Below are 20,585 nucleotides of genomic sequence, written 5' to 3'. Positions count from 1 at the left end.
TTGCCCCATGACCACCTTCCAACGTTTCCCCTCCCAGGCGCCGGCCGCCACTGTGGAGGCCTTGAAGACGCGCATCGATGCGCTGCTGCCAGACATCGCCGCCGGTGCGGCCGAGCGCGAGCGTGAGCGCCAGTTGCCGTTCGAAGCCATCGCCCGGCTGGCTGCGGCCGGGCTCTACACCGTGCGCATCCCGACCCGCTATGGTGGGCCCGGTGGGTCGGTGAGCGATGTCATCGAATTGCTGCTGAAGATCGCCTCGGCCGACTCCAACGTTGCCCAGGCCCTGCGCCCGGGTTTCGCCTTTGTCGAGGGCCTGCTGGTGTCGGGCGCAGACGATGCCGAACAGGAGCGCGAGCGCTGGTTTGCGCGCTACCTGCAAGGTGCGGTGATCGGCAATGCAGGCTGGGAACTGGGCGGCGCCAATGGTGCCATCGCTGCGCGGCTGGTCCGCGAGGGTGACCACTATCGCGCCAATGGCAGCAAGTTCTACAGCACCGGGGCGCTGTTCGCCGACTATGTCAGCGCGGTGGCGCTGGATGAGGACGAGCAACCGGTGTCGTTCATCCTTCCGCGTGACCGCGACGGCCTGGAGCTGGTCGATGATTTCGATGCCATGGGCCAGCGCCTGACCGCCAGCGGCACCACGCACCTGCGCAATGTGCGGGTGGAGGCGCGCGAACTGCGCACGCGTACCGTGGAGGAGGGCAAGCGCACGCTGGTGACGCCGTTCCTGCAACTGTTCCTGGGCACCGTGCTGGCCGGGATCGCCCGCAATGCGCTGGACGACGCCACCCGTTTCGCCCGCGAGCATGCCCGGCCGATCAAGCACAGTACGGCCAGTCGTTCGGTGGACGATCCCTATGTTGAACTGAGCGTGGGCGATATCGCGGCGCGCGCCTATGGCGCCGAGGCGCTGGTGCTGAAGGCGGCCGCCACGATCGACCGGGCCTGGGCGGCGCAGTCGGACGAGGCGGCGGTGGAGCAGGCCGCGCTCGAAGTCGCGCAGGCCCAGTACCTGGTGGCGGAGCTTGCGCTCAAGGCGGCCGAGACAGTGTTCGACGTGGGAGGCGCGTCGACCACCGGGCGTGCGCACAATCTCGACCGCCATTGGCGCAACGCCCGCACCGTGGCCAACCACAATCCACGGCAGTGGAAGGCGGCGGTGGTGGGTGCCTGGCAACTCAAGGGTACCCGCCCACCGGTGTCCGGCTTGTTCTAGAACTTCACATCCATCGCCACCTCGAAGGTACGCGGTGCGCCCATGTAGTACTGCTGCCCATAGGCCTGCTTGGCATACACCTCATCGGTCAGGTTGCGTACACGGCCGGTGAGGGTGGTGTGCTCGTCCAGGCGATAGCGGGCGAAGGCGCCGAACAGGGTGTAGGCGGGGGCCTTGAGGCTGTTGGCGTTGTCGGCGTAGACCGAATCGACGTAGCGGGCATCCACGCCGGCCGACCAGTCACGGGTGAAGGCATAGGTCAGCCACAGGTTGGCGACATTGGCTGGCACGTTCACCGGCGCATTGCCCTTGCGTGACACCGACACACCACCTACCGCCTCGTTGAACTCATCGTAACGGGCATCGACATAGGCGTAGTTGGCCTCGGCCAACAGCCTGGGCGTGACCTGCAGGCGCCCGGACAGCTCGATACCGCGCGAGGTCTGCTGACCCGCCTGGACCGTCAGGTTGGGGTCGTTGGAGTCACGCACCGCGAAATCCTTGCGCACGATCTGGTAGACCGCCACGGTGGCGGCGCCGCGTCCGTCGAGGAAGTCGAACTTGCTGCCGGCCTCCCACTGCTCGCCCTTGGACAGGTCGAACAACCCGACGTTGGAATAGGTCGCCGATGCCAGCGAGCCGGCCGGCAGGTCGGCGGAGTTGCTGTACTGCAGGTAGACGCTGGCTGTCGGGGTCAGTTCGTAGGTCAGGCCGATGCGCCCGGACAGCGGCTCCCAGCGGCGCTCGAAATAGGCCGGCGAACTGGGGCTGACCGGGCCGTAGTTGGTGACCTGCATGTCCAGGTAGTCGTAGCGCAGGGCCGTCAGCAGCGCCAGGCGGTCGGTCAGTTCCAGGCGATTCTCGGCGAACAGCGCGCGGTTGAGCACCTCGTTGCGTCGCTGTTTGGTCAGGCCGCGATTGACCCCGGGAATGTCGTAGAAGCTGCCGGGGTCGAAGTGATCCGGATCGACCACGTCGCTGTAGCTGCCCGAGGTCGGGTACAGGGTCTGGTGCATGCTCGACCAGTCCAGCCCCAGCGACCACTGGCTGCTCAGGCCGAACAGGCTGTTGTCGTGGCGCAGCTCGACACGATCGCCGATCACGCTCTGCTGGTGGCGTTGCAGGTAGGGGCTGGAGCGCACCACGTTGCCGTCGCTGTTGTAGCGGTAGCCTTCGAGGTTGCGGTAATCACGCTGGGCATTGTAGTGGTAGAGGGTGTTCTGCACGCTGGTAGTGTCGCTCACCTGGTAATCGAGGATCGAACGCAGCCAGCGCACACGCTGCTCGTAGCGCCCGTCGGCGACGTTGTAGTTTTCGAAGCGGCGGCTCTTGTCGATCTTCAGGGTGCTGCGCCCCGGCAGGATGGGCGAGCCCCAGTAGGGGCTGTCCTCTTTGTCTTCCTGGTACTCCAGCGCCAAGGTGTGGGTGAGGTTGGGCGAGAGGTCGCTGAGCAACGAGAAGGCCAGGCTGTCGGTGTTGCGCTGGTTGCGGTCAATGTAGCCATTACCCTGGCTGTGGCTGAAGTCCAGGCGTGCGAAGTGGCGGGCATCGGCGGGGTTCTCGGCCAGGGCCTGGTTGATGCCGAAGGCGACTTCCGAGTCGTCGTAGCTGCCGTAGCGGATGCGCCCATCGAGGGTTTGCGCGTCGCGGCTGGCGAGCTTGGTGATGTAGTTGATCGAGCCCCCCACGGCGCCGGCGCCATGCAGGAACGACGACGGGCCGCCGATCAGTTCGACCCGATCCAGCACCCACGCATCCACCGGGCGGGTGGCGCTGCTGTAGCCCAGGTTGATGCCGTTGTAGAGCTGGGTCACCTGGTTCTGGGTGAAGCCTCGGTAGGCGACGAAGCCGCCGTAGCCGGGGTTGGCCGAGGCATTGACGCCGGTCATGGCGTTGATCACGTCCTGACTGTCCTTGGCGTCACGCTGCTCGATCACCCGGCGGTCCGAGACGCTGACCGAAGCCGGTGTCTGCCGTGCCGTGAGGCCCAGGCGCGAGCCGGTGCGAATCGGTTCGTCCAGTTGCACGCCAGAGGGCGACTGCTGTTCGGCGTCGATGGTGGTGGCGTCGAGTTGCACGGGGGCGACGTCGGCCCAGGCACAGGTGCATGTGGCGCCCATCAGGAGCACCAGAGAAGTGTTGCGGATCATGTTGTAGTGATTTCCACGCAAAGGTCATGGCTGACCCACGGGCACGGGCGTGCCCGCCTGGGGTCAGGCGAAGGTCGCTGCTGCGGGGAGGTCGGACGGGGAGGCGCGGGGCGGGATGGCGGGGCGCAGATAGCGTGGCGGCGGCTGCGCCCAGCTGCGCACGATGATCGGCGAGGGTTGCCCGCCATGCGCCGCAGGGAATGACCAGAGACTGCCACTCAGTGGCACGGCCAGCGCAAAGGAGGAGCACACCGGGCAATCGAGCTGGGCCATGTGCTGGTCGCTGCTGCTGTCGCCCAGGTCGATGGCCGGGCCTTTGCCGGTACTGTCGAGGGCGCAGAAATCACCGTCCAGGCCCGACAGACGCAGGCCGCTCATCTGGCCGTGGTGCAGGCCACAGAGCAACAGGCTGAACAGCACGCTGGCATAGAGCGTCCAGGCGGTCAGCGAACGTGTCCGACGGGTGGTTTTCATGGCCGCGAATCTACCATTCGGATGGCGGGGAGGGTGGCGGTCGTGGTGTGGTCGATTGTCGCAACGTCGTCTGGCGAAATTCGCGCTGCCCTTTATCGCAGTATCTGGCACAGACCCGATGCCCATGAGCACCGAAACCGGGCTCACACCCGCTCTCCAGTTGTGCATGCCGCCCTATCCCGGAGCGCAGGCCGAAGAATTTCATCTTCGTTCATCTGCGTAGTTGGCCCGCAACCTGCTATATCAGCTCAGCAGTTTCAGACAAGCGGTCATTGCGTACCCCATCGTAGGTAAACGCGACAGATCAGCCAAAACTTAGCAACACCACGGATTTCAGGGGCTGCAGGATGTCGTCCGCGCAACAAATCGAACAACCTGGGAGCGATTCCGGCTGGAGTGCACACCTGCAATTGCGCTTCGTCAAACGCGGGGATACGACTCGTCTTGGTGCACGAAAGCATTTCGGCCCTCTTTTGGTGCAGCGCCCTTTTTATCCCGAAGGCGCGCCGTGCCATGTCTACATCCTTCATCCCCCAGGTGGCGTCGTCGCCGGTGACCGGCTCGAGCTCGATATCCACCTGGAACCTGGCAGCCACGCGCTGCTGACCATGCCTGGCGCGAGCAAGTTCTACCGCAGCATCGGCCCGACCGCGCACCTGGCGCAGCGCTTCCACCTGGCGGCCGACAGCTCGCTGGAGTGGCTGCCCCACGACAGCATCTTCTTCGATGGTGCCCGCGCCCGGCTCGACAGCCGTTTCACCCTCGAACCCGGCGCCCGCCTGCTGGCCTGGGAAACCCTGTGCCTGGGGCGTCCGGTGATGAGCGAGCGCTTCGATCATGGCGCCCTCGACAGCCGACTGCGCGTCGAGCTGCCGGACGACCCGGGGCTCCACGAGCGCCTGCGCATAGAAGGCGGGCACCTGGAAAAACTCGGCGGTTATCCGCTGGTCGCGACGTTCTGCGCCGCACCTGCCGATATGGCCCTGCTCGAGCAGGTACGCCAGCTGCTCGACGACGTGGAAACCCCGGCTGGCGCGACCCTGCTCGGGCCGTTGCTGGTGATTCGCCTGCTCGATAACGACAACCAACACGTGCAACGCACCCTGCAGCGCCTCTGGCATCTGTTGCGCCCGGCCGTACTGGGCCTGGCGCCGAGCCCGCCGCGCATCTGGGCCACCTGAGAGAGCCTCCCATGGAGCTGACCCCGAGAGAGAAAGACAAACTGCTGCTGTTCACCGCCGCGCTGGTTGCCGAGCGCCGCCTGGCCCGTGGACTGAAGCTCAACTACCCCGAAGCGGTGGCGCTGATCAGCGCTGCGGTGATGGAGGGCGCGCGGGACGGCCGCACGGTGGCCGAGCTGATGAGCCTGGGCCGCGAGGTGCTCAGCCGTGACCAGGTCATGGACGGTGTGCCTGAGCTGATCCCGGACGTCCAGGTGGAAGCGACCTTCCCCGATGGCACCAAGCTTGTGACGGTCCACGAACCTATCGTCTGACGCTGCCCAGGAGGCATTCATGATTCCCGGAGAAATCCAGGTCGCCCCAGGCGACATCGAGCTCAATGTCGGCCGCGAAACGGTCAGCGTCAGCGTTGCCAATCATGGCGACCGCCCGGTGCAGGTCGGCTCGCACTACCACTTCTACGAAGCCAACGACGCGCTGGTGTTCGAGCGCGAGCCGACCCGAGGCTTTCGCCTGGACATCCCCGCCGGCACCGCCGTGCGTTTCGAGCCTGGCCAGTCACGTACCGTGCAGTTGGTGGCCTACGCCGGCAAGCGCGAAGTCTATGGCTTCCAGGGCAAGGTGATGGGCGCGCTGGAGGACAAGGCATGAGCCGTATTTCCCGTCGGGCCTACGCCGACATGTTCGGCCCCACCGTCGGCGACCGCGTGCGCCTGGCCGATACGGCGCTGTGGGTCGAAGTGGAGAAGGACTTCACGATCTATGGCGAGGAAGTCAAGTTCGGTGGTGGCAAGGTCATCCGCGATGGCATGGGGCAGGGCCAGATGCTGGCCGCCGAAGCCGTGGACCTGGTGCTGACCAACGCACTGATCATCGATCACTGGGGGATCGTCAAGGCCGACATCGGCGTGCGCGGGGGGCGTATCGTCGCCATTGGCAAGGCTGGCAACCCAGACGTGCAACCCGGCGTCACCATCCCGGTTGGCGCGGCGACGGAAGTGATCGCTGCCGAGGGCAAGATCGTCACCGCAGGTGGCATCGATACACACATCCATTTCATTTCCCCGCAGCAGGTCGATGAAGCGCTGACCAGCGGCGTCACCACCTTCATCGGTGGTGGTACCGGTCCTGCGACCGGCACCAACGCCACTACCTGTACGCCGGGGCCTTGGTATTTGGCACGCATGCTCCAGGCTGCCGACAGCTTGCCGATCAATATCGGCTTTCTCGGCAAGGGCAACGTCTCCAAACCCGAGCCGCTGCGCGAGCAGATCGCGGCCGGTGCCATGGGCATGAAGCTGCACGAAGACTGGGGCTCGACGCCGGCGGCCATCGATTGCTGCATGAGCGTGGCCGAAGAGATGGACATCCAGGTCGCGATCCACAGCGATACGCTCAACGAATCTGGTTGCATCGAGGACACCCTGGCAGCGATTGGCGATCGCACCATCCACACCTTCCATACCGAGGGGGCTGGTGGGGGGCATGCACCGGATATCATTCGCGCGGCAGGGCAGGCCAACGTGCTGCCGTCCTCGACCAACCCGACGTTGCCCTACACCATCAACACCGTGGATGAGCACCTGGACATGCTCATGGTCTGCCACCACCTGGACCCGAGCATTGCCGAAGACGTGGCCTTCGCCGAGTCGCGCATCCGCCGCGAGACCATCGCCGCCGAGGACATCCTCCACGACATGGGCGCGTTCTCCATGACCTCGTCCGATTCCCAGGCCATGGGCCGGGTCGGCGAAGTGGTGCTGCGGACCTGGCAGGTGGCTCACCAGATGAAGGTTCGCCGCGGCCCCCTGGCGCCGGACAGCAGCTACAGCGACAACTTCCGGGTCAAGCGCTACATCGCCAAGTACACCATCAATCCGGCGCTGAGCCATGGCATCGCCCATGAGGTCGGCTCGGTGGAGGTGGGCAAGCTGGCCGACCTGGTGGTCTGGTCGCCCGCGTTCTTCGGTGTCAAGCCGTCGGCGGTGATCAAGGCCGGTTTGATCGTCACGGCGCCCATGGGCGATATCAACGGCTCGATCCCGACCCCGCAGCCGGTGCATTACCGCCCAATGTACGCAAGCTTCGGTGCGGCGCGCCACGCCACGCGCATGACCTTCCTGCCCCAGGCCGCCATGGACCGTGGGCTGGCCGAGGAACTGGGGCTGCGCAGCCTGATCGGGGTCACCCGCGGCTGTCGCCGGGTACGCAAGGCCGACATGGTGCACAACGGCCTGCAGCCGTTGATCGAGGTCGATGCCCAAACTTACCAGGTGCGCGCCGATGGCGAGTTGCTGGTGTGCGAACCGGCCAGCGAACTGCCACTGGCCCAGCGTTATTTCCTGTTCTGAAGGAGCAAGCATGATTGTCCTGACCCGCCGTGTCGCCGAGGCTGCCTCGGTCAGCGGCACTGTCACCCTGGATGTGGACAGCCGAATCAAGAGCCGCCTGCGCGTGACCCTCGACGATGGCCGCGAAGCCGGTCTGATGCTCGAACGCGGCCACCTGCTGCGCGGTGGCGAACTGCTCGCCGATGCCGATGGCCTGCACGTGGTGCAGGTGCTGGCAGCACCGGAGCGCGTTTCCACGGTGCGCTGCGCCGATCCGTTGCTGCTGGCGCGTGCGGCCTACCATCTGGGCAATCGCCATGTGCCGTTGCAGATCGAGGCCGGCCTTTTGCGCTACCAGCATGATCATGTGCTGGACGAAATGGTGCGCGGCCTCGGTCTTGAGGTGCTGATCGAGCAGGCACCGTTCGAGCCGGAGGCTGGCGCCTACCAGAGTGCTCCTCACGGGCACGCCCACAATCATCCCTTCGTTCGCCTGTAAACACCTTCCGAACTGCCTTGGAGCACACAATGAAAAAAGCCCTTGCCCTCGCTTTACTGATGATCGCCTTGCCAGCCTTCGCTCACCCCGGCCACGACAACAACCCGCTGCAGGACGGTTTGCTGCACCCGCTGACGGGCCTGGACCACCTGCTCATGCTGCTGGGTACCGGCGTGCTGGCCGCACTGACCCGACGCAACCTGAGCTTGCCCCTGGCCACGCTTTCGGCGATGTTCGGCGGCGCGGTGCTGGGGCATCTGTTCGGCGACCTGGTCGGTGTCGAGACCATGATCTCCATCTCACTGGTGGTGGCCGCCTGCGCCATGCTGCTGCCTAATCGCCAGGTACTGCTGGCCCTGGCCATGCCGGTGTTCGCCCTGTTCCATGGCTGGGCCCACGGCGTTGAAGCAACGCCCAGCGCGTTCTGGATGTTCAGCGCAGGCTTCGTCACCGTCAGTGCGCTGCTGCTGGTGGTCGGGTTTGGCGTGGGCTGCCTGCTGCGTCGCCACAGCAAGTTGCAGAAGCTGTTCGGTGGCGGCTTGCTGGCCGGTGCCGCGTTCGTGCTGGCCGGCTGATGAGCAGCGACCTGGCGCTGTTGCGCCTGCTGCAACTGGCAAGCCCGGGCCTGCCGGTGGGTGGCTTCACCTATTCGCAAGGCCTGGAGTGGGCCGTCGAGGCGGGCTGGGTGCGTGACACGGCCGGCTTTTGTGCCTGGCAGCGTGAGCAGTTGCACGACACCCTGGGTTGTCTTGACTGGCCATTGCTGGCGCGCCTCTACCGGGCATGCCAGGGCGATGATGCCGAGGCCTTCGCACGCTGGACCCAGTTTCTGCTGGCCAACCGCGAGACGGCTGAGCTGCGGCTGGAAGAACGCCAGCGAGGTAGCGCCCTGGCGCGGCTGCTCGATGGCTGGCAACTGGCCCAGGCGCCAGCCTGGCGTGAGAGCATCGAACTCTCCCAGCTCGGCGGCATGGCCTGGCTGGGCGCGCATTGGTCGATTGCGCTGCGCGACCTGGCCCTTGGTCATGGCTTCGCCTGGCTGGAAGGCGCCGTCATGGCCGGGGTCAAGCTGGTGCCTTTCGGCCAACAGGCGGCCCAGACCTTGCTGCGCGACTTGGGCGCCGAGCTGCCCGCCGTGCTCGACCAGGCCCTGACCCTGGAGGATGACGAACTGGGCGGCGGCCTGCCGCTGCTGGCCATTGCCTCGTCACGCCACGAAACCCAATACACCCGTTTGTTCCGTTCCTGAGGATTGCCAACATGCAAAGCTATCAGCAACCCCTGCGCGTCGGTGTCGGCGGCCCGGTCGGCTCCGGCAAGACCGCGCTGCTCGAGGCCCTGTGCAAGGCCATGCGTGACCATTACCACATCGCCGTGGTGACCAACGACATCTACACCAAGGAGGACCAGCGCATCCTCACCGAGGCCGGTGCTCTGGAGCCTGAGCGCATCGTCGGCGTCGAGACTGGCGGCTGCCCGCACACCGCAATCCGCGAGGATGCCTCGATGAACCTGGCGGCGGTCGAGGCGTTGGCGCGCAAGTTCGGCAACCTGGAGGTGATCTTCGTGGAGAGCGGTGGCGACAACCTCAGTGCCACGTTCAGCCCGGAGTTGGCCGACCTGACCATCTATGTGATCGACGTCGCCGAAGGCGAGAAGATCCCGCGCAAGGGCGGGCCGGGCATCACCAAGTCGGATTTCCTGGTGATCAACAAGACCGACCTTGCACCTTATGTCGGTGCGTCGCTGGAGGTGATGGAGCGCGACACCAACCGCATGCGTCCCGAGCGGCCCTGGACGTTCAGCAACCTGAAGAAGGGGGAGGGGTTGCAGGCGGTGATCGATTTCATCGTCGATCGCGGGATGTTGGGGGTGAGGGGGTAAGCCTTCTCTGAGCTTTACTCGGCCCTGTGGCAGCGGCGGTTTGCCGCGCCCACAGGTCCTTTGTCAGGCCGCGATCTTCGAAGGATCGGCCTGCAGCAACCAGCGGCTGCGCTGCGATTGCAGCAGCCCCTCGAGCAGCGACACACCGCGATCGCGTTGGGCGATGCGGTCCTGCTCGAACGCATCCTTGAGCAAGCTCAGCACGTTGCGCGACTGGGTCACGGCCTTGGGCGTGGTCACGTCGCTTTTCAGGTCGCCATCGACATAGGTGAGGATCCGCTCTTTCTGGCTCGCCTGCTGGGTCGCGCTGGCCTCAACCAGTTGGCCTTTGTCATAGGCCAGGCGGGTGGTGCTGCTGGCCTGGTCGTCGATCAGGTGGTAGCTGTAGTTCTGCGACTCGCGGTCGCTGCCCAGTATCAGGTTGGTCAACGGATTGAGGCCGCGGTGGAACGAGGCAGTGAGCTTGCTCTGCTGGTTCTGCTCCACCGAGCGGTCCTGCATGCCACGGCTCTTGACCGTGGTGCTCTGCGAGGCGCTGAAGGTGAAACTGTCGGTTTCGTCCTGGCGCATCGGGTTGCTTCTGCGCGTGGTTTCGCTGATCGATGCGCTGAAGTCGGCCAGGCCGCTGAGCAGGGCACGGTCCTTGTCGTTCAGGGCGGATGGGCTTTGCACCGCAGGTTGGCGATTGTCGTCGATGCTGTTGAGCTGGGTGAACGCGGTCTTGAACAGGTTCATCAGGTTCTCGTCGCCACGACCGCGGCGCTGGGCGGCGTCGAACTGGGTCAGGTAGTTGTCGATCGCCGCCTTGCGCTGCGCCGACTTGCCCAGCAGCTCGGCGTCCTGGGTGTCCAGACTCAGTTGCACCTGGCCGGAAGGGCCCTGCAGGCTGAGGCTGCGCGCCTTGTCATCGAGGCTCAGGGAGAAGGTCTGCTCGCCGCTCAGGGATTGGAACTTGCTGCTCATCTGCAAGGCGCTGAACAGCTTCGGATCGAGCTTGACCAGTGCGCCGAGCTTGAGCTGGGGTGGCACCTCGTTGAGGCCGTCGATGGTGGATTGGAAGGCGTCGGCGAGGTTGCCCAAGCCCTTGAGTTCTTCGGCGCTGAGCGAGCCGCCTTCGACTTCGGCGCTCACCGCCAGGCCCTTCTCGCCACTGGCCAGCGACAAGCGGATGGTCGCGCCGGAAGCGGTGGTCAGGCTGAAGGTGACGCCGCTGTCGGGATTCTCGCGCAGGCGCTGCTGCTGCAGCTTGAGCACGCCAGGGTCGATCGGAGAGTCGTCGCTGAAGGCGAACACCGACTGCGAGATGTTCTTGCCGCCGTTCTGTGCAAGCTGCTCGATCAAGGCCGCACCAATGCCTTTGAAGCGGCCTGCGCTGCTGGACGACTGGAAGGCTGTCTGCAGTGTGGTGGCGAGCTTGTCCTGGCTGTCGTTTTCCCAGACATAGCGGACCTGGCCTGGCAGCAGCCCCTGGCGCGAGTAGGTCTCGGAATCGCTGATGGTGTTGTTCTGGCCGAGAATCACACTGGTGCTCGGGACTGCCGAGGCACTGGCGATGCCGGTCGGGTTGCTGGCGCTGGTCGGAGCTGGTCGCGGGGCAGTCAGGACCGGGGCCAGGCGCTGTGCTGCTGTTATCGGATTCATTAGCGTCCTGCCGAATTGAGGTGCGGGTACGTCAGTGATATCGGCAGGCCAGCACCCAACATTAGAAAATCCCGCAAACGAAACGGCCCGCCAGAAGGCGGGCCGTTCGTTACAGCAGGCGGCGATCAGCGGCGGCGGAACAGCGGCAGCGGCTCGTCGGTGGCACCCTGGTAGGTGACCGAGAAGTCCTTCAGGCTCTGCAGCGCGTCTTGCGGGTCCTTGTCGGCACGGATCGCGAAGGCGTCGAAACCACAGCGGGCCATGTAGAACAACTGGTCGCGCAGGACGTCGCCGATGGCGCGCAGTTCGCCCTTGTACTGGTAGCGGTCACGCAGCAGGCGCGCATTGGAGTAGTTGCGCCCGTCGGTGAACGCCGGGAAGTTCAGGGCGATGACCTGGAAGTGCTGGACGTCCTCGCCGATTTCCTCGGCTTCTTCGTCGCTGTCCAGCCACACGCCCAGGCCGCCGTCGCGGGCTTTGAGGGCATGGGCATGGTCACGCCACAGCTGCAGCGGAACGATGTAGTCGTCGCAGTTGGTCAGTTCGTCGAACGAGGTTTCCTTGGGCAGCAGGTGCCAGGTTTCGTCGACGAGCTGGTTGTTCTTAATGATTCGCTGCATAGACGCGTTCCTTGAATGGGTCGATGCCGATACGCTGGTAGGTGTCGATGAAGCGCTCGTCTTCGTTGCGCTGCTCGACGTACACGTTGATCAGCTTCTCGATCACGTCAGCCATGTCGTCCTGGGCGAAGGAGGGGCCGAGGATCTTGCCAAGGGTCGCATCGCGCGCGGCGTTGCCGCCCAACGACACCTGGTAGAACTCCTCGCCTTTCTTGTCCACGCCGAGGATGCCGATGTGGCCCACGTGGTGGTGGCCGCAGGCGTTCATGCAGCCGGAGATGTTCAGGTCGAGCTCGCCGATGTCGAACAGGTAGTCCAGGTCGTCGAAGCGGCGCTGGATGGATTCGGCGATCGGGATCGACTTGGCGTTGGCCAGGGAGCAGAAGTCGCCACCCGGGCAGCAGATGATGTCGGTCAGCAGGCCGATGTTCGGCGTGGCAAAACCACTTTCACGCAGTTCCAGCCACAGCGCGTGCAGCTGACGCTGCTCGACGTCGGCGAGGATGATGTTCTGCTCGTGGGAGGTGCGCAGGTGGCCGAAGCTGTAGCGGTCGGCCAGGTCGGCGACGGCATCGAGCTGCTTGTCGGTCAAGTCGCCTGGGGCTACGCCGGTGGGCTTGAGCGACAGGGTGACTGCGACATAACCCGGCTTCTTGTGGGCGCGGGTGTTGCGCGAACGCCAGCGGGCGAAGCCAGGGTTTTCCTGGTCCAGGGCGCTGTAGTCGACGTTTTCCAGCGCGAGGTACTCGGGGTCGACGAAGTGACGTGCGACGCGTTGCAGCTCGGCTTCGGTCAGGGTGGTGCTGCCGCCGCGCAGGTGAGCCATCTCGGCTTCGACCTTTTCGGCGAACACTTCCGGGGTAAGGGCCTTGACCAGGATCTTGATCCGCGCCTTGTACTTGTTGTCACGGCGGCCGTAACGGTTGTACACGCGCAGGATGGCGTCCAGGTAGCTGAGCAGGTCCTGCCAGGGCAGGAACTCGTTGATGAACGCACCGATCACCGGGGTACGGCCCAGGCCGCCGCCGACCAGGACGCGGAAGCCCAGCTCGCCGGCTTCGTTGTGCACCGGCTCCAGGCCGATGTCGTGCACTTCGATGGCGGCGCGGTCGTCCTTCGAGCCGTTGACGGCGATCTTGAACTTGCGCGGCAGGTAGGCGAATTCCGGGTGGAAGGTGGTCCACTGGCGGACGATCTCGCACCAGGGGCGCGGGTCGATCAGCTCATCGGCGGCGACACCGGCGAACTGGTCGGTGGTGACGTTGCGCAGGCAGTTGCCGCTGGTCTGGATCGCGTGCATCTGCACGGTGGCGAGTTCGGCCAGGATGTCCGGGACGTCTTCCAGCGCCGGCCAGTTGTACTGCACGTTCTGGCGGGTGGAGATGTGGGCGTAGCCCTTGTCGTAGTCACGGGCGATCTTCGCCAGCATGCGGACCTGGCCGGCGTTCAGCTGGCCGTAAGGCACGGCGACACGCAGCATCGGCGCGAAACGTTGGATGTAGAGGCCGTTCTGCAGGCGCAGAGGGCGGAATTCTTCTTCGCTCAGCTCACCGGCCAGGTAGCGGCGGGTCTGATCACGGAACTGCTTGACGCGGTCCTCGATGATCCGCTGATCGTACTCGTCGTATACGTACATAAAAGTCCTGTCTCAGGCTGCATGCAGCTAATCGCGCGCACGGCCGCGCACTCCGGGTCGGAGCGGGGGAACGATAACAGGTTGTATTTATGCGCTAAAGTGATGTTTTTGCATATGAAAAGAACCAATTGGACTAAGTGAGACTGGCTGCTATTTGTCGGGTGGCTGGCCCGGCGCCGTTATACTGAGCCCCTTTGCATTGCAGGGATGTTGCGCATGTTCATCAGGGCGCTGTGCCGCAGTCTGTGCCTGGGTCTGCCATTGGTGGCGAGCGCCCAGGCGGCTTCGGTGGTGTTTCTCAACCCGGGCTTGTCCGATGAGACGTTCTGGGTCAGTTATTCGCACTTCATGCAGGCCGCCGCCGACGATCTGGGGATGGACCTGCGGGTGGAATACGGCGAGCGCCAGGCCGAGCGGCAACTCGAGCAGGCGCGGGCCGTTCTGCGGGGGGCGCACAAGCCGGACTATTTGGTGTTGGTCAACGAGCAGTACGTCGCGCCGGAGATCATGCGGCTGTCCCAGGGCAGCGGGGTCAAGCTGCTGTTGGTCAACAACGCCCTGACCGAGGGGCAGGCCGAGGAGATTCAGGCGCAGCCGGGCAAGTATGCCGCGCTGCTCGCGTCGCTGGTCGGCAATGACGAACAGGCGGGTTACCAGATGCTGCACGATCTGGTCGCCAGTTTGCCCAGGACTGGCGAACCGATCGAGCTGCTGGCGTTCTCCGGCATCAGCACCACGCCGGCTTCGCAACTGCGCGAGCAGGGCATGCGGCGGGCGTTGGCCGAGCTTGCGCAGGTACGCTTGCGCCAGGTGGTGTATGGCGGCTGGAGTCGCCAACGGGCCTTCGAACAGGCCCAACTGCTGCTGCAGCGCTATCCACGCGTGCGCCTGGTGTGGTCGGCGAACGACGAGATGGCGTTCGGTGCGATGCAGGCATTCGAGGCGGTTGGCCGGGTGCCGGGGCGCGATGTGCTGTTCAGTGCGGTCAACAGTTCACCCGAGGCCTTGCAGGCTCGCGTGGATGGGCGACTGAGCGTGCTCATGGGCGGGCACTTCAGCCTGGGTGGTTGGGCCATGGTGATGCTGCATGACGATGCCCGGGGCCTGGCGCTGGACCGTGACGGGCAACACCTGTACCGCCTGCCGGTGCTGCAGGCCATCGATGCGGTGAAGGCCAGGCGCTGGCTCGAACTGAGCGCCCGTAAAGGCTATGGCGTCGACTTTCAGCGCTACAGCGCCGAGGGACGAGACACCGATTATCGCTACCCGTTCCTGACGTCACCCGTCGATTATTGAAAAACCCTGCTTGAGCAAAGGGCATTGCTGGGCTTAACTGCTGATGTGACGTGCATTCCCATAACCACTACAAGAGGTAATGCAATGGGAAACCCGACCAAGCTCCGCAAGCCTGACAGCAGTGTCGACGCCTGGGCGATCCTGTGCCTGATCGTGCTGGTTGTCGTGACCGCTGTGTATTGGGTCAGCCATCAGTAACGCAAATTTCAGACCGTGAACCGCAACTGAGCCGCCCGCGGGAGGGAATTCCGCGGGCGGATGCGTTTGGGCGGTGGTATCGCGTTTCAAGGGCAATCAGCGCCCCGTCAGGTGCATCGCCAATTGCACCAGCCCCACCAGCACCAGGATGAACACCAGGGTGAACATCACCCCCATCACGATGAAGTGGCTGGCCTTGCCGTGGGTGAAGTCGCGTGCGCGGTTCTTGCCGCTCTGCACACCGAAGGCGGCGGCGAGGATGCTGTGCAGCATCTGCCAGAAGGTTGGCGGCTTGCCTTGGCTGGAATCGTCCATGGTCGCTCCTGGAAAATCTGAGGCAATCAGCGAAAGTGTAGGCAAGAACGGCGCTCAGCGCCCGACCCGCTTGCCTCGCTGCAAGCCCACCTCCAGTGCCTGGCCGTCACGTTGTTTGCCCTGGCGCGCCAGGCTTTCGAGCTGGGGAATGAGCATGCCTTCGGGCAAGTGGCGCCAGAACCGCCCCGGCATGTGCAGGCGCAGGGCATCAGGATTCAACCGCGCCGGATTGAAGGTGGAGCGGTAGTAGGTACGCCACAGTTCGGCGCCGGGATCTTCGGCATGGCGTGCCCAGTCGATCCACTCACCTGGACATTGCCGACGGTAGTCGAGATTGCTGCCGTCGAAACGAATGCCATCGGTGGGCGTTGCGATCAGCCAGCGCTGGCGCCCGAGGCGATCGGCAAAATGGCTACTGGCGCTTTCAAGGATGTCATGGGCGGGTTCGTGGTAGGCCACCAGGTCCAGTTGCAGGCGTTCGGCGACCGCTTCCGGCAGCGGCACGAAGCGCACGAAGGCGTGCAGGTGATGCGCCTCGCGGGAGACCTGCTTGATACGCCGCTGCAACTCGCTGCCCAGGCGATCACCGGCAAGCATTGCCGTGCGATCCCCATGGGCGACGCGCCAGAGCACTTCGTACAGCAGGTTCCAGCGTTGCGCGCCGCGATAGCGCGCCGCCTGCTCGAGTTGTGCGAGCAAGGCCGCCGGCACTCGCGGGCGGAATGGGCCGGGCCCTTCTGGCAACGGCGTGGCAATGGCGAGCAGGTCGTCCATCGGGCCCTGGCTCCAGGTCACGTCGGCCGGGTCGATGCCATGGCCGAGCAGTACCCGCGCTTGCTTGCGCCAGGTGTCGAACAGGTCGTCGCAATCCAGCGCGATCATGCCCAAAGCCCCATCTGCACCGGCGCCTGCGGCTCGCGCAGGCGTTGGCGCAACAGGCCGCTGCGCAGTTCGGCCTGGGCCGGGCGGTAATCACTGGTGACGATGAACGGACGGGCTTTTTCCAGCACGCAACGCAACTGGATCAGGTCGTCGTAGCGAATGCGCCGCTCGCGGCGCAGTGTCACCAGGCGCTGCACGCTGCGCAGGCCGATACCGGGGATGCGGGCGAGCAGGGCGGGTTCGGCGCGATTCAGGTCCAGCGGAAAGACCTCGCGGTTTGCCAGGGCCCAGGCCAGCTTGGGGTCGATGTCCAGCGCCAGGTTGCCGGCCTGGCCGAGCAGCTCGCCAGCCTTGTAGCCGTAGCCGCGCATCAGGAAGTCGGCCTGGTACAGGCGATGTTCGCGCAACAGCGGCGGGGCGGCCAGCGGCACGCTGTTGGGGCTGTCCGGGATGGGGCTGAAGGCGGAGTAGTACACACGCTTGAGGCCATAGCCCTGGTACAGCGATTCGGCGTTGCGCAGCAGGGTGCGGTCGTCGGTGGCGTCGGCGCCGACGATCACCTGGGTGCTCTGCCCGGCCGGGGTGAAGCGTGGCGCCCTGGGTTCGTTGGCCACGGCCTGCTGGCCCTGGTGAATCACGCCCATGGCCTGGCGGATGGTGTGCGCCTGTTTCTCTGGGGCCAGGCGCTTGAGGCTGGCCTCGGTGGGCAGTTCGACGTTGACGCTCAGGCGATCGGCCAGGCGCCCGGCTTCCTCGATCAGCAGTGGATCGGCATCGGGGATGGTCTTGAGGTGGATGTAGCCACGAAAGCCATGCTCTTCACGCAACAGCCGCGCCACTCGATTCAACTGCTCCATGGTGTAGTCGGCCGAGCGGATGATGCCCGAACTCAGGAACAGCCCGCTGATGCAGTTGCGCCGGTAGAAGTCGAGGGTCAGGCGCACCACTTCCTCGGGGCTGAAGCGTGCGCGAGGCACGTTGCTGGAGCGGCGATTGACGCAGTACTGGCAGTCGTACAGGCAGAAGTTGGTGAGCAACACCTTGAGCAGCGATACGCAGCGCCCATCGGGGGTGTAACTGTGGCAGATGCCCATGCCATCGGTCGCGCCAAGCCCGTCACGCCCCCGCGAGCTGCGCTTGGGCGCGCCGCTGCTGGCGCAGGAAGCATCGTATTTGGCGGCGTCGGCGAGGATGCCGAGCTTGGCGATGAGTTGCATGGGGATGTCTCGTGATACTGGTTTTTCATACAGTATTTGCAGAGCGGTCGACTTGCAAGAGGCTTCTTGAAGTCGCCTGACGGCCTGCCAGCGGATCCGCCTTCAGAACCTGAATGCGCGTGCGGCTAACCTGAGTGAATCACTCAGCTAAGCTTGCCTGAGCTTTTGGACACCAAAGGCACGGGTGCGCGGACCAGGGGCAAGGCACATTCACGGACAGGATCGGGGCCAGCGGCGCCTCGACGGAGGGAGCATGAACAGAGGAATCGCATTCAAACCGGCCCTGGCGGGCCTGGCCCTGGCCTTTGCCCTGACGGGTGTACAGGCTGCCGAGGGCAAGCGGGTTGACGTATTGCTGGTGGGCGGTGGGATCATGAGCTCCACGCTTGCTGTCTGGCTCAACGAGCTCGAGCCCGGATGGTCGATGGAGATGATCGAGCGGCTGGACAAGGTCGCCGAGGAAAGCTCCAACGGTTGGAACAACGCCGGTACCGGGCATTCGGCGCTGGCCGAGCTGAACTACACCCCTGAAAAGGACGGCAAGATCGACATCAGCAAGGCGGTGGAGATCAACGAGTCGTTCCAGGTCACCCGGCAGTTTCTCGCCTGGCAGGTCAAGCAGGGCGTGCTGAAGAATCCACGCTCGTTCATCAACGCCACCCCGCACATGAGCTTTGTCTGGGGCGATGACAATATTCGCTTCCTGCGTAAACGCTATGAGGCACTGCAGGCCAGCCCGCTGTTCAAGCCCATGCAGTATTCGCAAGACAACGCGCAGATCGCCAAGTGGGTGCCGTTGATGATGGAGGGGCGCGATCCGAACCAGAAGCTTGCAGTGACCTGGACGCCGATCGGCACCGACGTCAATTTCGGCGAGATCACCCGCCAGTACGTGGCGTACCTGCAGACCCGCCCCAACTTCGACCTCAAGCTTTCCAGCGAAGTGCAGGACATCACCCGCAATGACGACGGCTCTTGGCATGTGGAGTACAAGAACCTCAAGGATGGCAGCACGTCGGCTACCGATGCCAAGTTTCTGTTCATCGGCGCCGGTGGCGCGGCGCTGCCGCTGTTGCAGAAGTCGGGCATCCCCGAGGCGAAGGAGTACGCAGGCTTCCCGGTTGGCGGATCGTTCCTGGTGACCGAGAACGCCGCCATTGCCGATCGTCACATGGCCAAGGCCTACGGTATCGCCTCGACGGGGGCGCCGCCGATGTCGGTGCCGCATCTGGATACCCGGGTGCTCGATGGCAAGCGGGTGATCCTGTTCGGGCCGTTTGCAACCTTCTCGACCAAGTTTCTCAAGGAGGGCTCGCTGCTCGACCTGTTCGGCAGCATGACCCTGCACAACAGTTGGCCGATGGTGCGTGTCGGGGTCCGCGAGTTCGACCTGGTGCAGTACCTGATCGGCCAGGTCATGCAGTCGGACGACGACCGCTTCGCTGCGCTGCAGACCTACTTCCCCCATGCGAAGAAAGAGGACTGGCGCCTGTGGCAGGCTGGGCAGCGCGTACAGATCATCAAGAAAGACCCTGAGCAGGGCGGGGTGCTCAAGCTTGGCACCGAGGTCGTGACCTCTGCCGACGGCAGCATTGCCGGCCTGCTGGGGGCTTCGCCGGGCGCCTCGACCGCGCCGCCGATCATGCTCGACCTGCTGCGCAAGGTGTTCAAGGACAAGGTCGCATCGGCACCGTGGCAGGAGAAGCTGCACCAGATCATCCCCAGCTACGGGCTCAAGTTGAACGAGCATCCTGACAAGGTGCAGCAGGAGTGGGACTACACCAATGAAGTGCTGCAACTGCAGCCTTTGACTTCGCCAGCGGGCTGAGCCCGGCGGGCTGGCGGCCCTGGTGCAGGGCCGCCAGAGGCGTGCCGCCATGCCCCAGGCCGCTTTGCTGTTCGCTTGCTAAGATGCGTCCAATCTCAAGCACTGGACATCCTCGATGAGCGACCGCACTCCGATCATTCCCGCCTCCCAGCAAAAACTTGCCGAGCGCGCCGGTTATCTGCCGGCCTTGAAGGTCGGTAATACTTTGTATCTGGCCGGTCAGGTGGGGCGTACGGCAGATCTGCAGGTCATCGTCGACCCGCGCCAGCAGTTTCACGCGGCGTGGGAAAACCTGAGGGACGTGCTGGCGGCTGCCGGTTGCGATTTCGCGGATGTGGTGGAACTGACCACCTATCATGTCGGCTTGCGCGAGCACATGGCGGTGTTTCGTGCGGTGAAGGACGAGCTGTTCCCACGGGGAAGCTGCCCCTGGACCTGTATCGGTGTCAGCGAGCTGGCCCATGACGGGCTGCTGGTGGAGATCAAGTGCGTGGCGGTGGTGCGCCAGGGGTGATGCAGGAGGTGAGATGTAGCGCTTGTACCGGCCTCATCGCGGGACAAGCCCGCTTGTGTCTTGATAGGGGATTAGAATCTGGAGTGAGAGCGGTGAATGGCAAGCTGCATGCCGCATGTGCCTTGAGCACGAGTAGGAGCACAAGCTGCCATTCACCGTTCCACTTTGGCGAGAGCCCGAACAGTTGGATGCGGCTCTGATCTCGAATCACAAGCGTGGGCCAAGCCAAAGTTCTCTCACTCTGTTGAGTCTAGGAGATTTTGGCGATGGTTTCCTTTGTGGGTATCGATGTTTCCTGTCGCACGCTGGACATAGCGGTTCGTCCCCAGAGCCTCAAGATCAATGTCACCAACGATCTGGCAGGTTTCGAGGTATTGGAGAAGAGCCTTCGAGGTCTCAAGATCGAGCGCATCCTGCTGGAGGCGACAGGCGGATACGAGCGTGAGGTTCTGAGCTTTCTGCAGAGCGCTGGCTACAAGGTCATTCGCGTCAATCCCAGGCGAGCCCGGTCGTTTGCCGAGTCCATGAACATCAAAGCCAAGACCGACGCCATCGACGCTGCGGTATTGGCACATTTCGCCGAAGTTATCCCAGATAAACCGACTCTGCAGATCAGTCCGCAGAGGGCGTTGCTGCGCGAGCTGCTGCAGCAGCGTGATCGTCTAGTCCAGCAGCGAGATGACGACCGGCGGCGCCTGAAA

General features: G+C 64.5%; 21 protein-coding genes. 13 read left to right on the top strand and 8 right to left on the bottom strand.

From position 1 onward, the window contains the following. Nucleotides 1–7 precede the first annotated feature (7 nt). On the top strand, nt 8–1,219 hold the full coding sequence (locus ACPZMI_RS12030; protein ID WP_186665099.1) for an acyl-CoA dehydrogenase family protein: 1,212 nt from the start codon (nt 8–10) through the stop codon (nt 1,217–1,219). On the opposite strand, the gene ACPZMI_RS12025 is transcribed toward ACPZMI_RS12030, so the two are convergent. Both ACPZMI_RS12025 and ACPZMI_RS12020 read right to left on the bottom strand, forming a co-directional pair. Next, nucleotides 1,216–3,369, bottom strand: a complete 2,154-nt coding sequence (locus tag ACPZMI_RS12025) for a TonB-dependent receptor (RefSeq protein ID WP_288376763.1) — start codon at nt 3,367–3,369, stop codon at nt 1,216–1,218. The genes ACPZMI_RS12030 and ACPZMI_RS12025 overlap by 4 nt on opposite strands. A gap of 63 nt (nt 3,370–3,432) precedes the next feature. Continuing rightward, nucleotides 3,433–3,843: a DUF2946 family protein gene (locus ACPZMI_RS12020; RefSeq protein WP_426352291.1), complete on the bottom strand. Its 411-nt coding sequence runs from the start codon at nt 3,841–3,843 to the stop codon at nt 3,433–3,435. 347 nt (nt 3,844–4,190) lie between these two features. On the opposite strand from ACPZMI_RS12020, the gene ACPZMI_RS12015 reads away from it, so the two are divergent. From ACPZMI_RS12015 to ureG, 8 genes are read left to right on the top strand one after another with little or no spacing between them, the layout of a single operon-like run. Continuing rightward, nucleotides 4,191–5,024: an urease accessory protein UreD gene (locus ACPZMI_RS12015; RefSeq protein WP_426352290.1), complete on the top strand. Its 834-nt coding sequence runs from the start codon at nt 4,191–4,193 to the stop codon at nt 5,022–5,024. Between the two features lie 11 nt (nt 5,025–5,035). Then, complete coding sequence (locus ACPZMI_RS12010) at nt 5,036–5,338, top strand: urease subunit gamma (protein ID WP_186665091.1); 303 nt, start codon at nt 5,036–5,038, stop codon at nt 5,336–5,338. A gap of 19 nt (nt 5,339–5,357) precedes the next feature. Continuing rightward, nucleotides 5,358–5,675 (top strand): urease subunit beta, encoded by a 318-nt coding sequence (locus ACPZMI_RS12005; protein WP_186665089.1) that lies wholly within the window; start codon nt 5,358–5,360, stop codon nt 5,673–5,675. After that, nucleotides 5,672–7,375, top strand: a complete 1,704-nt coding sequence (ureC, locus tag ACPZMI_RS12000; protein WP_288376756.1) for an urease subunit alpha — start codon at nt 5,672–5,674, stop codon at nt 7,373–7,375. The genes ACPZMI_RS12005 and ureC overlap by 4 nt, the downstream gene beginning before the upstream one ends. 10 nt (nt 7,376–7,385) lie before the next feature. Continuing rightward, nucleotides 7,386–7,853: an urease accessory protein UreE gene (gene ureE / locus ACPZMI_RS11995; protein WP_186719188.1), complete on the top strand. Its 468-nt coding sequence runs from the start codon at nt 7,386–7,388 to the stop codon at nt 7,851–7,853. A gap of 29 nt (nt 7,854–7,882) precedes the next feature. Further along, nucleotides 7,883–8,428, top strand: coding sequence for a HupE/UreJ family protein (locus ACPZMI_RS11990; protein ID WP_063545045.1), 546 nt, complete (start codon nt 7,883–7,885; stop codon nt 8,426–8,428). Then, entirely contained in the window at nt 8,428–9,102 is a 675-nt protein-coding gene (locus ACPZMI_RS11985) for an urease accessory protein UreF (RefSeq protein ID WP_426352289.1), read from the top strand. Before ACPZMI_RS11990 ends, ACPZMI_RS11985 begins: the two co-directional genes overlap by 1 nt. A gap of 11 nt (nt 9,103–9,113) precedes the next feature. Further along, nucleotides 9,114–9,737 (top strand): urease accessory protein UreG, encoded by a 624-nt coding sequence (ureG, locus tag ACPZMI_RS11980; RefSeq protein WP_186665077.1) that lies wholly within the window; start codon nt 9,114–9,116, stop codon nt 9,735–9,737. A gap of 63 nt (nt 9,738–9,800) precedes the next feature. On the opposite strand, the gene ACPZMI_RS11975 is transcribed toward ureG, so the two are convergent. The 3 genes from ACPZMI_RS11975 to ACPZMI_RS11965 all read right to left on the bottom strand — a co-directional run bounded on the left by ACPZMI_RS11975 (nt 9,801) and on the right by ACPZMI_RS11965 (nt 13,634). Then, the gene (locus ACPZMI_RS11975; protein WP_426352288.1) at nt 9,801–11,378 is read right to left on the bottom strand and encodes a hypothetical protein; all 1,578 of its coding nucleotides are present in this window, start codon (nt 11,376–11,378) and stop codon (nt 9,801–9,803) included. A 125-nt stretch (nt 11,379–11,503) separates the two neighbouring features. Next, the gene (locus ACPZMI_RS11970) at nt 11,504–11,998 is read right to left on the bottom strand and encodes a DUF934 domain-containing protein (RefSeq protein WP_426352287.1); all 495 of its coding nucleotides are present in this window, start codon (nt 11,996–11,998) and stop codon (nt 11,504–11,506) included. Then, nucleotides 11,982–13,634 (bottom strand): nitrite/sulfite reductase, encoded by a 1,653-nt coding sequence (locus ACPZMI_RS11965; RefSeq protein ID WP_186709650.1) that lies wholly within the window; start codon nt 13,632–13,634, stop codon nt 11,982–11,984. The genes ACPZMI_RS11970 and ACPZMI_RS11965 overlap by 17 nt, the downstream gene beginning before the upstream one ends. 216 nt (nt 13,635–13,850) lie before the next feature. Here ACPZMI_RS11965 and ACPZMI_RS11960 point away from each other — a divergent pair, with 216 nt between their 5' ends. Beyond that, nucleotides 13,851–14,930 carry an ABC transporter substrate-binding protein gene (locus ACPZMI_RS11960; protein ID WP_426352286.1) on the top strand — a complete coding sequence of 360 codons (1,080 nt, stop codon included), beginning with the start codon at nt 13,851–13,853 and terminating at the stop codon, nt 14,928–14,930. 294 nt (nt 14,931–15,224) lie between these two features. Here ACPZMI_RS11960 and ACPZMI_RS11955 read toward each other — a convergent pair whose 3' ends face one another. Genes ACPZMI_RS11955 through ACPZMI_RS11945 form a run of 3 tightly spaced genes read right to left on the bottom strand, consistent with a single transcriptional unit; the run spans nt 15,225 to nt 17,542 of the window. Beyond that, entirely contained in the window at nt 15,225–15,443 is a 219-nt protein-coding gene (locus ACPZMI_RS11955) for a DUF2970 domain-containing protein (protein ID WP_054890753.1), read from the bottom strand. Between the two features lie 54 nt (nt 15,444–15,497). Continuing rightward, entirely contained in the window at nt 15,498–16,331 is an 834-nt protein-coding gene (locus ACPZMI_RS11950) for a TIGR03915 family putative DNA repair protein (protein ID WP_186665066.1), read from the bottom strand. Continuing rightward, complete coding sequence (locus tag ACPZMI_RS11945) at nt 16,322–17,542, bottom strand: putative DNA modification/repair radical SAM protein (RefSeq protein WP_186665064.1); 1,221 nt, start codon at nt 17,540–17,542, stop codon at nt 16,322–16,324. The genes ACPZMI_RS11950 and ACPZMI_RS11945 overlap by 10 nt, the downstream gene beginning before the upstream one ends. 253 nt (nt 17,543–17,795) lie before the next feature. Here ACPZMI_RS11945 and mqo point away from each other — a divergent pair, with 253 nt between their 5' ends. From mqo to ACPZMI_RS11930, 3 genes are all read left to right on the top strand, one after another. Further along, nucleotides 17,796–19,370, top strand: a complete 1,575-nt coding sequence (gene mqo, locus ACPZMI_RS11940) for a malate dehydrogenase (quinone) (RefSeq protein WP_186709653.1) — start codon at nt 17,796–17,798, stop codon at nt 19,368–19,370. A gap of 115 nt (nt 19,371–19,485) precedes the next feature. Next, nucleotides 19,486–19,884: a RidA family protein gene (locus ACPZMI_RS11935; RefSeq protein ID WP_426352285.1), complete on the top strand. Its 399-nt coding sequence runs from the start codon at nt 19,486–19,488 to the stop codon at nt 19,882–19,884. A gap of 266 nt (nt 19,885–20,150) precedes the next feature. Further along, nucleotides 20,151–20,585 (top strand): IS110 family transposase (locus ACPZMI_RS11930; protein ID WP_426352284.1); only part of this gene is annotated, 435 nt, incomplete at its 3' end.

This window comes from Pseudomonas wayambapalatensis (assembly GCF_049942315.1).
GTDB classification, from domain to species: domain Bacteria; phylum Pseudomonadota; class Gammaproteobacteria; order Pseudomonadales; family Pseudomonadaceae; genus Aquipseudomonas; species Aquipseudomonas wayambapalatensis.
This window is presented reverse-complemented; position numbering and strand designations above follow the sequence as displayed.

Excerpts from the sequence above, each read along its gene's own strand:
- ureG (WP_186665077.1), top strand. The coding sequence starts at position 9,114 with ATGCAAAGCTATCAGCAACCCCTGCGCGTCGGTGTCGGCGGCCCGGTC.
- ACPZMI_RS11955 (WP_054890753.1), bottom strand. The coding sequence starts at position 15,443 with ATGGACGATTCCAGCCAAGGCAAGCCGCCAACCTTCTGGCAGATGCTG.
- ACPZMI_RS12020 (WP_426352291.1), bottom strand. The coding sequence starts at position 3,843 with ATGAAAACCACCCGTCGGACACGTTCGCTGACCGCCTGGACGCTCTAT.
- ACPZMI_RS12005 (WP_186665089.1), top strand. The coding sequence starts at position 5,358 with ATGATTCCCGGAGAAATCCAGGTCGCCCCAGGCGACATCGAGCTCAAT.
- ACPZMI_RS11965 (WP_186709650.1), bottom strand. The coding sequence starts at position 13,634 with ATGTACGTATACGACGAGTACGATCAGCGGATCATCGAGGACCGCGTC.
- ACPZMI_RS11970 (WP_426352287.1), bottom strand. The coding sequence starts at position 11,998 with ATGCAGCGAATCATTAAGAACAACCAGCTCGTCGACGAAACCTGGCAC.
- ACPZMI_RS12025 (WP_288376763.1), bottom strand. The coding sequence starts at position 3,369 with ATGATCCGCAACACTTCTCTGGTGCTCCTGATGGGCGCCACATGCACC.
- ACPZMI_RS11985 (WP_426352289.1), top strand. The coding sequence starts at position 8,428 with ATGAGCAGCGACCTGGCGCTGTTGCGCCTGCTGCAACTGGCAAGCCCG.
- ACPZMI_RS11945 (WP_186665064.1), bottom strand. The coding sequence starts at position 17,542 with ATGCAACTCATCGCCAAGCTCGGCATCCTCGCCGACGCCGCCAAATAC.
- ACPZMI_RS12015 (WP_426352290.1), top strand. The coding sequence starts at position 4,191 with ATGTCGTCCGCGCAACAAATCGAACAACCTGGGAGCGATTCCGGCTGG.
- ACPZMI_RS11975 (WP_426352288.1), bottom strand. The coding sequence starts at position 11,378 with ATGAATCCGATAACAGCAGCACAGCGCCTGGCCCCGGTCCTGACTGCC.
- ACPZMI_RS11935 (WP_426352285.1), top strand. The coding sequence starts at position 19,486 with ATGAGCGACCGCACTCCGATCATTCCCGCCTCCCAGCAAAAACTTGCC.
- ACPZMI_RS11990 (WP_063545045.1), top strand. The coding sequence starts at position 7,883 with ATGAAAAAAGCCCTTGCCCTCGCTTTACTGATGATCGCCTTGCCAGCC.
- ACPZMI_RS12010 (WP_186665091.1), top strand. The coding sequence starts at position 5,036 with ATGGAGCTGACCCCGAGAGAGAAAGACAAACTGCTGCTGTTCACCGCC.
- ACPZMI_RS12030 (WP_186665099.1), top strand. The coding sequence starts at position 8 with ATGACCACCTTCCAACGTTTCCCCTCCCAGGCGCCGGCCGCCACTGTG.
- ACPZMI_RS11960 (WP_426352286.1), top strand. The coding sequence starts at position 13,851 with ATGTTCATCAGGGCGCTGTGCCGCAGTCTGTGCCTGGGTCTGCCATTG.
- ureE (WP_186719188.1), top strand. The coding sequence starts at position 7,386 with ATGATTGTCCTGACCCGCCGTGTCGCCGAGGCTGCCTCGGTCAGCGGC.
- ureC (WP_288376756.1), top strand. The coding sequence starts at position 5,672 with ATGAGCCGTATTTCCCGTCGGGCCTACGCCGACATGTTCGGCCCCACC.
- mqo (WP_186709653.1), top strand. The coding sequence starts at position 17,796 with ATGAACAGAGGAATCGCATTCAAACCGGCCCTGGCGGGCCTGGCCCTG.